Origin of the sequence: Pseudomonas sp. R45(2017) (assembly GCF_002112305.1) — a bacterium.
GTDB lineage: Bacteria > Pseudomonadota > Gammaproteobacteria > Pseudomonadales > Pseudomonadaceae > Aquipseudomonas > Aquipseudomonas paraglycinae.
In genome coordinates this window covers 85,473-98,498 of sequence record NZ_NEHH01000002.1, presented here as the reverse complement: position 1 = coordinate 98,498, position 13,026 = coordinate 85,473, and the positions used below count along the sequence as shown (strand labels likewise).

General features: G+C 61.4%; 9 protein-coding genes. 1 reads left to right on the top strand and 8 read right to left on the bottom strand.

Annotation, left to right across the window (positions count from 1 at the left end):
- Window positions 1–37: 37 nt before the first annotated feature.
- Entirely contained in the window at window positions 38–355 is a 318-nt protein-coding gene (locus CAF74_RS04820) for an SCP2 sterol-binding domain-containing protein (RefSeq protein ID WP_042610331.1), read from the top strand.
- 52 nt (window positions 356–407) lie between these two features.
- On the opposite strand, the gene CAF74_RS04815 is transcribed toward CAF74_RS04820, so the two are convergent.
- The 8 genes from CAF74_RS04815 to CAF74_RS04780 form a co-directional block, all read right to left on the bottom strand.
- Window positions 408–1,991, bottom strand: a complete 1,584-nt coding sequence (locus CAF74_RS04815; RefSeq protein WP_085745483.1) for an ABC transporter ATP-binding protein — start codon at window positions 1,989–1,991, stop codon at window positions 408–410.
- A 1-nt stretch (window position 1,992) separates the two neighbouring features.
- Window positions 1,993–3,015 (bottom strand): ABC transporter permease, encoded by a 1,023-nt coding sequence (locus CAF74_RS04810; protein ID WP_085745482.1) that lies wholly within the window; start codon window positions 3,013–3,015, stop codon window positions 1,993–1,995.
- Entirely contained in the window at window positions 3,015–4,079 is a 1,065-nt protein-coding gene (locus CAF74_RS04805) for a microcin C ABC transporter permease YejB (protein ID WP_085745481.1), read from the bottom strand. The genes CAF74_RS04810 and CAF74_RS04805 overlap by 1 nt, the downstream gene beginning before the upstream one ends.
- Complete coding sequence (locus CAF74_RS04800; protein WP_085745480.1) at window positions 4,066–5,916, bottom strand: extracellular solute-binding protein; 1,851 nt, start codon at window positions 5,914–5,916, stop codon at window positions 4,066–4,068. Before CAF74_RS04800 ends, CAF74_RS04805 begins: the two co-directional genes overlap by 14 nt.
- 114 nt (window positions 5,917–6,030) lie before the next feature.
- Window positions 6,031–8,685 (bottom strand): TonB-dependent receptor, encoded by a 2,655-nt coding sequence (locus tag CAF74_RS04795; RefSeq protein ID WP_085745479.1) that lies wholly within the window; start codon window positions 8,683–8,685, stop codon window positions 6,031–6,033.
- 118 nt (window positions 8,686–8,803) lie between these two features.
- Window positions 8,804–9,307, bottom strand: a complete 504-nt coding sequence (locus CAF74_RS04790) for an RES family NAD+ phosphorylase (protein ID WP_085745478.1) — start codon at window positions 9,305–9,307, stop codon at window positions 8,804–8,806.
- The gene (locus CAF74_RS04785) at window positions 9,304–9,795 is read right to left on the bottom strand and encodes an antitoxin Xre/MbcA/ParS toxin-binding domain-containing protein (protein ID WP_085745851.1); all 492 of its coding nucleotides are present in this window, start codon (window positions 9,793–9,795) and stop codon (window positions 9,304–9,306) included. Before CAF74_RS04785 ends, CAF74_RS04790 begins: the two co-directional genes overlap by 4 nt.
- A gap of 254 nt (window positions 9,796–10,049) precedes the next feature.
- Window positions 10,050–12,974 (bottom strand): TonB-dependent receptor, encoded by a 2,925-nt coding sequence (locus tag CAF74_RS04780; RefSeq protein ID WP_085745477.1) that lies wholly within the window; start codon window positions 12,972–12,974, stop codon window positions 10,050–10,052.
- Between the last annotated feature and the right edge of the window lie 52 nt (window positions 12,975–13,026).

Below are 13,026 nucleotides of genomic sequence, written 5' to 3'. Positions count from 1 at the left end.
TGTGACCCTGCTGCAATCAACCAAAAAGGATCGAACCATGACCTCCGTAGCTGATGCCGTAAAAGCAATGCAAGCCAAGTTCAACCCAGCCGCCGCTGCCGGTCTGGATCTGGTCTTCGGTTTCAACATCACTGACGAAGACAAGCAATACGCCCTGATCGTCAAAGACGGCACCTGCGACATCCAGGAAGGCGAAAACCCGGACGCCAACTGCACGCTGGTGCTGGACAGCGAAACCCTGAAAGGTATCGTCAGCGGCGAAACCGACGGCATGCAGGCTTTCATGGGCGGCAAGCTGCGCGTTGAAGGCGACATGATGCTGTCGATGAAACTGTCCGAGCTGTTCCCTTCGTAAGACCGCAGCCAGTCTGCAAACAAATCCCGCCCCTGTGGCGGGATTTGTCGTTTCAGGCGTTCACACCGGCAAACGACGCCGCCAGCAGCTCCCGCGTATACGGGTGTCGGGCCGAATGAAACAACCCGGCCGTTTCCCCACGCTCCACCACCTCGCCATCCTTCATCACGATCAGATCGTGGGCCAGCGCCCGCACCACCGCCAGGTCATGACTGATGAACAGATAGGTCAGCCCGTGCTCCTCCTGCAACCGGCGCAATAGCGCGACGATTTGTTTCTGCACCGTGCGATCCAGCGCCGAGGTCGGCTCATCCAGCAAAATCAGATCCGGCTTGAGCACCAGCGCCCGAGCGATGGCGATGCGTTGCCGTTGCCCGCCGGAAAACTCGTGGGGATAGCGATGACGCGTCGCCGGATCGAGCCCGACTTCCTTCAGTACATCGATCACCGCCTGCTCGCGCGCCTGCGCATTCAAGTCGCTGTGCACCTGCAAACCTTCGGCAATGATCTGCTCCACACACAAGCGCGGGCTAAGGCTACCAAACGGGTCCTGAAACACCACTTGCAGGCGTTTGCGCAACGGACGCAATTGTTTGCCGCTCAGTTGCTCAAGCGACTCACCCTTGAAGCGGATGCTGCCGTCGGCGTCGATCAGGCGCAGGATCGCCTGACCCAGCGTGGATTTACCCGATCCGGACTCACCGACAATGCCCAGCGTCTTGCCCCGCTGCAGGTTCAGATCGATGCCATTGACCGCGTGCAGATACGACTTGGCCCGCAGCCATCCGCCACCCAACGGAAAACGCACATGCAGATCGCGAACTTCGAGCAAATCCTCCGCCGCATCACGGCACAGCGCCGCGCCGCCGGGTTCGGCGTTGAGCAATTCGATGCTGTAGGGATGCTGCGGCGCGCGAAACAATTGCTCGCAGCTTGACTGCTCAACGATTTCGCCCGCGCGCATCACCGCCACTCGCTGGGCGATGGTGCGCACCAGATTCAGGTCGTGACTGATGATCAGCAGCGCCATGCCCAACCGCTGTTGCAGTTCCTTGAGCAGCAACAGAATCTTGCGTTGCACTGTGACGTCGAGGGCCGTGGTCGGCTCATCGGCGATCAGCAACTGCGGTTCGCACGCCAGCGCCATGGCGATCATCACCCGCTGCCGCTGCCCGCCGGAGAGTTGATGCGGATACGCCTTCAGCCGCTCGCGCGGTCGTTGAATGCCGACCAGTTCCAACAGTTCCAGAATCCGTTTGCGCGCCGCCGCGCCCGCCAGGCCTTTGTGCAGCGCCAGGCTTTCGCCGAGTTGCCGCTCGATGTTGTGCAACGGATTTAGAGAGCTCATCGGCTCCTGAAAAATCATCGCGATGCGGTTGCCGCGCAGTTGCCGCAGATAGCGCTCGTGCACCCCCAGCAATTCTTCGCCGCCATAACGGATGCTGCCGTCGATCTGCGTGATGCCCGGATCCAGCAGTTGCAGGATGCTGTGGGCCGTCACCGACTTGCCGGAACCCGACTCGCCTACCAGCGCCAGGCATTCGCCCGGGCAAATGTCGAGGTCAATACCATGCACCACTTCCTGCCCTTTGAACGCCACCCGCAGGTCGCGTATTTCGATCAGATGTTCACGCATATCAAGTCCTGGGGTCGAAGGCATCTCGGCAGGCTTCGCCGATGAATACGAGTAATGAAAGAATCAGCGCCAGGGCAAAAAATGCCGTCAGCCCCAACCACGGTGCTTGCAGATTGTTTTTGCCCTGGCCGATCAGTTCCCCCAGCGAAGCGCTGCCGGCGGGCATGCCGAAGCCGAGGAAATCCAGCGCCGACAACGTCGCAATCGCCCCGGTCAGAATGAACGGCAGATACGTCAACGTCGCACTCATGGCGTTAGGCAGAATGTGCCGCACGATCACCTGTGCATCGCCGACACCCAGCGCCCGCGCCGCTTTCACGTACTCGAGCCCCCGACTGCGCAGGAACTCGGCGCGCACCACGTCCACCAGACTCAGCCACGAAAACAGGGCCATGATCCCCAGCAACCACCAGAAGTTCGGCTCGACGAAGCCCGACAGAATGATCAGCAGATAGAGCACCGGCAGCCCCGACCAGACCTCCAGCAGACGCTGCCCGAGCAAGTCGACCCAACCACCGTAATAGCCCTGCAAGGCACCGGCGGCGATACCGATCAACGCGCTCACCGCCGTCAACGCCAGGGCGAACAACAGCGAGACCCGCGTGCCGAATATCACCCGCGCCAGCACGTCCCGCGCCTGATCGTCGGTGCCCAGCCAGTTTTCAGCGGTGGGCGGGCTCGGGGCCGGTTCAGTGAGGTCGTAGTTGGCCGTGTCGTAGCCGAACGGGATCGGCGCAAACCACATCCGCCCGCCCTGCCCCTCGATCAATTCACGCACCTGGGCACTGCGGTAGTCGGGCTGGAACGGCAGCTCGCCGCCGAAATCCTGCTCGGTGTAGCGCTTGAACGCCGGGAAATACCACTCGCCCTGATACGTCACCAGCAACGGTTTGTCATTGGCGACCAGTTCGCCGCCCAGGCTCAGGCCGAACAGCGCGAGAAACAGCCACAACGACCACCAGCCGCGTCGATGAGCCTTGAACCGCGCCCACCGGCGCTGTCCGATTGGAGAAAGCGTCGGCATCAGGCAGTCCTCGCGGTGAAGTCGATGCGCGGATCGACCAGCGTGTAACACAGGTCGCCCAGCAGTTTTATCAAGAGCCCGAACAGGGTGAAAATGAACAGCGAACCGAACACCACCGGGTAATCCCGCGACACCGCCGCTTCGTAGCTCAGGCGGCCGAGCCCGTCGAGGGAGAAGATCACTTCGATCAACAATGAGCCGCCGAAAAACACCGTGACCAACGCCTGAGGCAATCCGGCCACCACCAGCAGCATCGCGTTGCGAAACACATGCCCGTACAACACCTGTCGTTCACTCAGGCCCTTGGCCCGGGCCGTGACCACGTACAACCGTGAGATCTCGTTGAGAAAGCTGTTCTTGGTCAGGATCGTCAGCGTCGCAAAACCGCCGATCACCAGCGCACTGACCGGCAACACCAGATGCCAGAAGTAATCGGCGACCTTGCCCCACAGCGACAGCTCGGCGAAGTTGTCCGAGACCAGCCCGCGCACCGGAAACCAGTCCAGCGCCGTACCGCCGGCGAACACCACGATCAGCAGCAGCGCAAACAAAAAACCCGGCATCGCGTAGCCGATGATGATCGCCGCACTGCTCCAGACATCGAACGCCGAGCCGTTGTGCACCGCCTTGCGGATGCCCAGCGGAATCGATACCAGATAAGTGATCAGCGTCGCCCACAAACCCAGCGACAGGGTCACCGGCAGCTTCTGCCAGATCAGCTCGGTCACCGACGCGCCACGGAAGAAGCTCTTGCCGAAATCCAGTTGCGCGTAGCTCTTGAGCATCAGCCACAAGCGTTCACCGGCACTTTTGTCGAAGCCGTACTGGCGCTCGATCTCGGCCACCAGTTTCGGGTCCAGCCCACGGGTCGCGCGGGACTCGCCGCCAATGCTTTCGACATGGCTGGCACCCACCGCCGCACCGACACCGATCCCCTGCAATCGGGCGATAGCCTGCTCGACCGGGCCACCGGGCGCGGCCTGCACGATCACGAAGTTCACCAGCAGAATCGCCAGCAAGGTTGGCACGATCAGCAGCAGACGCCGCAGGCTATAACCCCACATGGGCGTACTCCTTTTGCTGTTGCTGCATTTGCGTCGCGGTCAGCGCGGTCGGGCTGATTTCCCACCAGGTGTCGAGACCGGCGTCGTACAGCGGCGCAATCGTCGGGCGACCGAAACGGTTCCACCACACCGTGGAAATCCCCGGCGGGTAATAGTTGGGAATCCAGTAGTAGCCCCACTGCAACACCCGATCCAGGGCATGGGCGTGGCGCAGCAGACTTTCACGGTTGTCGGCCTGGACCACGCCTTCGAGCAGCGCATCCACCGCCGGATCGCGCAGCACCATGTAGTTGTTGGAGCCAGGATCATCGGCGCCGTCGGAACCGAAATAATTGAACAGCTCGCGCCCCGGCGCCTGACTCACCGGGTAACCGACGACGATCATGTCGTAGTCGCGGCTGCGTACGCGGTTGGTGTATTGCGCGGTGTCGACCTGACGAATATCGAAGCCGATGCCGATCTGCGCCAGATTGCGCTTGAACGGCAGCAGCAGACGCTCGAAGCCCTTCTGACCGTTGAGAAAAGTGAATTGCAACGGCTCGCCGGCGGCATTCACCAATTGATCGCCTCGGGGTGTCCAGCCGGCGGCCTCCAACAGTTTCAGCGCCTGCAACTGTTGCGCGCGGACGTTGCCGCTGCCGTCGGTGCGCGGCGCCTCGAACACCTGGCTGAAGACTTCATCGGGAATCTTGCCGCGCCACGGTTCGAGGATTTTCAGTTCTTCGGCATCCGGCAGTTCGGTGGCCGACAACGCGCTGTGGGAAAAGAAGCTGCGCTGACGCAGGTACATGCTGCGCATCATCTGCCGGTTGCTCCATTCGAAATCCCAGAGCATGGCAATCGCCTGCCTGACCCGGCGATCCTGAAACATCGGCTTCTGCAGATTGAACGCAAACCCCTGGGCACCTTGCGCGGCGCCGGGTGCGAGGTGTTCGCGCAGCAACTTGCCCTGCTCCAGCGCCGCCCCGGCGTAACCGATGGTGTAACTGGTGGCGGAGAACTCGCGGTTGTAATCAAAGCCACCGGCCTTGAGCACTTGTCGCGACACGTCCGTGTCGGCAAAGAACTCCACGCTCAATTGATCGAAGTTGTAGAGCCCGCGAGTGATCGGCAGATCCCTGCCCCACCAGTCCTTGATCCGCTGAAATTTCACGCTGCGCCCGGCGTCCACCGCGCTGACCTTGTACGGCCCGCTGCCCGGCGGAATCTCGAAGCCTGCGCCATCGGCGAAATTGCGCGTGCGCCACCAATGCTCGGGCAACACCGGCAACGTCGCCAGATCCAGGGGCAAGGTACGGCTCTCGTTGTTCTTGAACACGAAACGCACCTGGGTCGGCGACTCGACCTGCACCTCGGCGACATCGCGAAACTGTTGGCGATACTTGAGGCTGCCCTGAGTGGTGAACAGCTCGAAGGTGTAGCGCACGTCTTCAGCGGTGATCGGCGTGCCGTCCTCGAACCGCGCCTTGGGGTTCAAGTAAAAACGCAGCCAGCGCCGGTCCGCGTCCAGCTCCATCCGTTGGGCGACCAGGCCGTAGACACTGTACGGCTCGTCCTTGCTGCGATAGGCCAGCGGCGCGTAGAGCCAGCCGTCGATGTCGGCAACGCCGGTGCCTTTGTCGATGTAGGGAATCAGGTGATCGAACGGGCCGCTCTCCAGCGAAGAGCGGCGCAAGGTCCCACCCTTGGGCGCGTCGGGATTGGCGTAGGCCAGGTGCTGGAAGTCCGGGGCGTATTTCGGGGCTTCGCCGTAGACCGTGAGGGCGTGTTGTGGCGCGGCAAACAGCGCCGGGCTCAGCAACAGACCGACGCTGAACAGAATGACTCTGGAAAACATGGGCAGATCCTTTCACCACGTGCCTGCCTGACTGTGATGTGCAACAGGCCGGGCCTTTTTATAGGGCGGGGTTTAGAACGATGTGTTACTAAAACCCGCCCTGACCGATCATTCTCAGAACTTGTAATTAACCCGCGTGTACAACGTGCGGCCAAACGGGTCGCCGTATTTCGGGTCGTAGCCGCTCTGGAACGTGTAGGTCTGGTTGCTGAACGGCGGCTCGCGGTCGAACAGGTTTTTCACCCCGAGGGTCACCGCCAGGGTCTTGCGCCAGGTGTAGGTACCGGCCACGTCCCAGACGTTGTACGAACCGACATAATCGTGAGTCTCGCGATCCGAGTCGTGGTAACCGCTGGTGTAGCGGTTGGTCAGGCTCGCGCCAAGCGGGCCGTAGTTCCAGCTGCCGGTCAGGCTGTGACGCCAACGAGCCACGGCGCCGGCCGAGGCAAAGTCGCCGCCACGAAAATCGCCGAGCTTGTCGATGTAGTCGCCCTTGAGCTGCTGCTGATAGTCGTAGCGAGTGACGTAAGTGCCTTGCAGACCGATGCCGAAATCGCCGTACGGTGTGCTCGGCAGGCGATAGTCGAAGCTCACGTCGACGCCGTTGGTCTTGATCTTGCCGAGGTTGGCCAGGCCGGTGACGATGTGATCGATGGAGCCGTCCGGCTTGCGGATCAAACGCTCCGGATACAGTTCCGGGTTTTCGAACACCGCCGATTCAGGGAATTCGGCGATCTGGTTGGCGATGTCGATCCACCAGAAATCCAGCCCGGTGGTCAGGCGATCGAATGGCTGATAAACGAAACCGAGGGTGACGTTGCGCGCAGTTTCCGGGCTCAAATCGGTGTTGCCGCCGGAGGTACGGTTGAACTGCTGGGCACAGTCGCGGTTGGCAATGCCGCCGTTACTCGGGTTGCCACCGGCGCAAAGGCGCGGGTCGTTGTAGTTGGCATTGGTGAACGAGGTGAACGTCGGGTTGTACAACTCATAAAGCGACGGCGCACGGAAGCCTTCACTGTAGGCACCACGCACCACCAGCTCCTTGAACGGCTGGAAGCGGAACGAGTATTTCGGATTGGTGGTGCTGCCGAAGTCGCTGTATTTGTCGTGGCGCACGGCGGCGGACAATTCAAGACTGTCGAGCACCGGCACGTTGACTTCGGCGTACTGCGCCGAGACGCTACGATCCCCTTGCACACTGCCGTTGGGATCCACACCCAGGCTCTGCACGTCGCCGGCAAACGCGGCGAAATCCTGATGGAAGTCTTCCTTGCGGTACTCACCGCCCAGCGCCAGTGCCGAAGGCCCTGCACCGAACCAGTCGCCGATCTCGCGGCTGATACGCCCGTCAATCGCCTTGACCCGGCCCACCGCCGTCGCGTAATCGCCGTCTACCTCATTGGCCGCCAGCAACGCCGAACCCGCAGCCGTCTGCGGGCCGAACGGGTTGATCACACCGTCGGCGATGCCCTGGCTGACGGCGCGGTCGTTCACATAACCACTGCGAATCGTGTTGACCACCTTGTTCTGGTTGTACGACGCGCCGAGGTTGTAATCCCACCCCACCAGCGTGCCGTCGAAGCTCAACAGCAGACGCTGACCGGTGTTGTCATCTTCATGCTGACGGGCACCGACGGCGGTTTCACGCCAGTTCACGTCCACTGGCTGCGTCGGGTCGAGGGCAAAACCGCTCGGGCCGGGCGTAATGCCGTTCCCCGGATAGAACGCGGTGCCAGGATTGACCTGATTGCCCATCAGAGTGCCGGGCCCGATCTGCGTCCGGTTTTCGTTGCGGGCCCAGAAGTATTCGAGGCTGACGTTGTGTTCGTCCGACAGCTTGCCGGTGGCTTTGGCGAAGGCCGAGGTCTTCTCGGTTTCCGGCACCAGATCGAGGTAGTTCCACAGGCTCTGGCGGCAGATACCATTGCGCGACAGCAGCCCCGGCGCATTGCAACCGGAACCGGCCAATGGGTTGGTGGCGTTGCTGCCCTGGCTCCAGTTGGCAGGCGATGCCGTGCCGGAGGTGTAATCAAGACCACGCCCCGGTTGGTAGTTGTAGGTATAACCGCGATCTTCGGCGGCCAGCCGTTGTTGCTTGTCATAACTCACGACACCGAAAACATTGAAGCGATCCTCCTGCAAATCACCAAAACCCCAGCTGCCGCTGAAGTTGCGGCTTTCACCGCCACCGGAATGGGTCGGGGTGTCGTAATTGGTGCTGATCTGACCTTCGGTGAGGCTGGTCTTGGTGATGAAGTTGATCACCCCGCCGATGGCATCGGTACCGTACAGCGCCGAGGCGCCGTCGCGCAGCACTTCCACCCGGTCGATGGCGGCGAACGGAATGGTGTTGAGATCGACGCCGGAGCCATTTATCGCATTGGTCGCGTTGTTGCTCAGGCGCCGACCGTTGAGCAGCACCAGGGTCTTGTTCGGGCCGATTCCCCGCAGGTCGGCGTAAGACGCCCCGCCGCTGCTCGACCCCACCGAGCGCCCGGAGCCCACCGAAGACTGGTTGGCCGAGATGCGGTTGACCAGCTCTTCGGTGGTGGTCACGCCCTGCTTCTGCAACTCCTCGACCCGCAGAATGGTGACCGGCACAGCGGTTTCAGCATCGACCCGGCGAATCGCGGTGCCGGTGACTTCGACCCGTTGCAGTTGGGTGGTCGGCTCGTTGGCCGTGCTGTCGGCAGCGATGGCCGGCAACGTGTTGATCGCCAGCAGCAAGGCCAGGCTCAAAGGGGATTTAACGGGTGAAAAATGGATCATGAACAGCCATCCCTGCGTTTTGGTTTATGCAGGGATGTGCGATGGCGGATGTTGATTTATAGAGCGCGATTTAGACCGTTGGGTGCTGAGGTTATGCAAAATGCAGCATGACGCTGCATCAGACCAACGCCATTTCCCTGACCAGTCGGGTATCAAGGCTGAACCGCTCCTGCGAGACCATCTTGAACTGCCCCTCTGCCAGGTCACAACTCACCAGCAAGTTCCACGAATGCCGGGTTGCCGCCGACGGAATCAGCACAAACGGATGTTCAGCCAGTAAAGCGTCGGCAAACAATCGCTGATTGGGTGACGGCCGTGCAGGGCTCAGCCAGTAAGGGTTCGGCACTTCTTCGGGCTGCACGATTTTCACCTTTGCGTCGCTGATGACCTCAAAGCACGTCAATACATAAGGTTCGCTGTCCAGGGCATCAAAACTGCGGTTGGCTGCCACCTCAAGAATGGCCGAGGAAGGATCGACGGATGCGTAGACGACGCGTCGTCCTGGTATGTTCCATCGACCGCCTCTGAGCTTTGACCCCATCCCGCTGTCCCACGTCCCTCCATAAACCTCGCGATCCAGCCGCCACGCATACCAATGCTCGCCCCACGGCAATGGGTTCATGGGTAAACCCCGTAGATAAGCTGACTCAGATACTGCTCCACCATCTGAAAACCCAATGGATGCAGGGTCAATCCCAGCGGCACATGACCGTAAAAATAGGTAGAGGGTTTCTGCAGCCAGTCCTCCGCCCGTGGTTGCCCCCCGAAGGCCCGAATGGCTAACTCCAGCACCAATGCATATTGGTAGGCGATGACACTCTGCTGCGGGTCAAGCCGTACCGGTTTGCCTTCCTTCAGCAGCCGCCTTACCGTTCTGACCGACTTGCCAGTGATGAGTTTGACCATGTCGCCTTGCTGATAAAGCTCGGAGGTTGAAAGCATGTCGACGACGTCGTTCAGCTCGAAACCCTCATCGGTAAGCTGAATAATCAGCAGGGCGTCATCACCGATGTTCCGGCCATGCACGAGCAATTCGACAGGCTTGCCCTCGACTTTCTTCAAACCCGCCAACCGGGGCATTTTTGCGCTGGGCAAGGCGACATCCTCCATGGGGCACCTGGCACGATCATCGCGCCACTGATGGCGAGCGGAATAAGCAGGCGTTTCGTATTCGAGGTGTGCAGTTCGCATGATCAATCCATTATCAGAGGCCTGAGTGATAAGGCCGTTAACGACTTCAATGTCATCGCCGATGCTATAGATCACGCTTCCGACGGCCAACCTTAAAAAGTCGTCGGAAATATCCCCGTTTTCGCCCAAAGTCCGGCAACTTCCGTAGGACGCTGCCTGACGCCATTCCGTCCTCAACTGCCGAAGTGATAACTCACATCCAGCCACCACTGGCGCCCGTACGGGTCGTAGTTGCCGGTCGGGTAATACGGCCAGCCCGCCGAGTCGTCATGCTTGACCTGATTGAGCACGTTGTTCACGGTCAGCCCGACACTCGCCCGGTCGTTGAGTTTGTACCGTGCACTGGCGTTGAACACCGTCCACGGCGACAGGCGCCCGTCGCCCGCGCCGTTGGTGACCGAGCCGTAACGAATCCCCATCAGCGTTGCCGTGGCCTTCTGGTAATCCCAGGTCAGGCTGGCGTTGACCTTGCTGCGCCAGTCGTAGTTGGTGCGCGAGGTGCGCCAGTCCTGGGTCGGTGCTTCGTCCGATTCCTTGTAGTAATGCGAGAGCACCAGGGTGTAGCCCAGCGCCGAACTGAACGCGCCGTACTGCCCGGCGCCCCAGCGGATGTTGCTCTTGAAGTCCAGACCGCTGACCCGTTCGCTGGCTGCGTTGATCGCGTTTACCCGCACCCGCTGCAACTGATTGGGATCGACAGCGGCATTGCCGGGATTGCGATCGACGCGTGCCAGGGTCGACTGGCAATTGGCTGAATTGATGTCCTGGGTGCCATTGCGGCATTCGTTCTCTTGCTGCAGCAGACGGTTTTCGTCGACGGTGGTCAGCAGGTCATCGATTTCCACCCGCCAGAAATCGGTGGAAAAATCGAAATTGCGCGACGGCGACCAGACGAAACCGTAGGTCCAGGATTTGCCGCGTTCGGATTCCAGATCCGCCGTGCCGCTCTGGGTGTAATCGACGCGCCCACGGTCACAGGCGCCCTCCACGCCCTGGCTGCAACCGTAATAGTCGATCTGCGCCGGGTAGTAGCCGTTGCTGTCGGACTGATAGATGTAGTTCAGGTCCGGGGCGCGGAAACTGGTGCCGTAGCTGCCGCGCACCAAAAGGCTGTTCACCGGCCGCCATTCCAGGCCGAGGTTGTAGGTTTTCTGTTGTTCGGTGCGGCCGCTGAATTTGTATTGGTCCCAGCGCCCCGCCGCTGTCGCCAGCACCGTGTCGGTGACCGGAATGCTGAACTCGCCACCGGCCGCATAACGCTTGCGCGAACCACCGGAGCTTTGCGCCGGGGTCACGCCGTAGAAACTGCCCTCGTTGAGGCTGTCATCCGGGTCGATGCGATATTCCTGTTTGCCCGCCTCCAGCACGCCGGCGAATCCCACCGGGCCAGCCGGCAGATCAAACAACTCGCCGTTGACCGACGCGTTGTAACTGGTGGAAACCGACTTGCTGCTCTGCGTCAGATTGCCGCGAAACTGCTCCCACTCCTGGGCTGTCAGTGGCCGGTCGAGGCGCGAGGCATCCGGCGCGAACACCGGATAACCGTCGCGGGTGCCCAGCTGCGGGCCGAGGTAGAAATCCTGGATCGACGACAGCGGCGTGTATCGCGTGGTGCGCACGCTCTTGTATTCGGACCGGTTGGCCGCCAGTTCATAGTTCCACCCGGTGTCGGCGATCTTGTCGGAGAGGCCGAGGGTGCCGGTCCATGAAGTATCGCGCCATTTACTGTTGTTGCTCGTGCGCCCGCCGATTTCCTCTTCACCGAAGCGCCGGTACCAGCGCTCCAGATTGCCGCTGTTCTGGTTGATGAAATCCGGCGAAGTGAAGGTCGGGCCACGGGTGTTGTTCTGGATGTGATCGAGGCCGTACATCAGGTCGGCGAAGACCTGGCCGCTGTCGCTGAAATGCCAGGTGCCACGAGTGTAGCCGTCGTAGTTTTCCTTTTGCGTCTGCACCGTCCAGTAATCGTTGTACATCTGGTCGGTGCGGCAACGTCCACCGCTGTTGAACAGCTTGTTGTCGAACGTGCCCTGATAGGCGCCGCAACCTGGCCCCAGATAGCGATTGTTGGTCAGGTCGCGACGGTAGCCGACATCCGCCAGCGGCCCGCTCTGCATGAAGCCGCGATCATCGGCCCAGATCGGATCGCGGTTGGTCAGTTCAAGTCCGAACAAACCGTCGAAGTCGCCCCAACTGCCGCCGCCGCTGATCTGCAAACGCTGGTTGTCGCCGCCGCCGCGCTCGCTGGTGCCGCCTTTGAGGTTGACGTCGACGCCATTCATTTTGTCCTTGAGGATGATGTTCACCACCCCGGCAATCGCATCCGAACCGTAGATTGCCGAAGCGCCGCTGCTGAGCACTTCGATACGCTCGATGATCGCCGACGGAATGTTCGCCAGGTTGGTGAAGTTGACCTTGCCGTCGTACGGCGTCGGGTAATCGGCGACCCGTCGGCCATTGATCAGCACCAGCGTGTGGTTGGGGCCGAGGCCGCGCAGGTTGAGGGCGCTGGCCGCCGGTTGCCAGGTGTTGCCGTAGTCTTCGCCCTGGGTCATGCCGGTGTTCTGGGTTTGCGTGGCGAGGGCGTCGTAGACGTTCTTGTAGCCGCGCGCTTCCATTTCTTCGTGGGTGATGACGTTGACCGGCGTCGCACCATCGCTCTGCGCCCGGGCGATCCGCGAGCCGGTGACGGTGACTTTTTCCATTCGGTAATCGGCGCTGCTGGCGGGCGCCACGGCAGCCGCCTTGACCGGCGCGACGCCCGGCGCATCGGCCGGGCGAATGCTCAGGCCCTGGCTGCCCTGCTCGACTTGCAGACCGCTGCCGATCAGCGCTTTCTCTACCGCCTGACGGCCACCCAATGCGCCGCGCACCGCACTGCTGCGCTTGCCCTGCACCAGATTCTGACTGAAGGAAATCGGCACGCCGGTCTGCCGCGAGATGTCCAGCAGCACCTCGTCGAGGGCCCCGGCGGCAATGTCGAAGGTAAAGACCTGAGCGGCGACGTCCTGTGCCTGAACGGCGGCCGGGGCAATCCCCGTCGCCAGCACGATGGCCAGCGTCAGGCGGGACAATTGTTGTTGTTTGAATGAGAACATCGAGGGGCTTCCCTGTTGAAGGCGTCTGCAGGGAATGAGCAGCGGGCCGGCG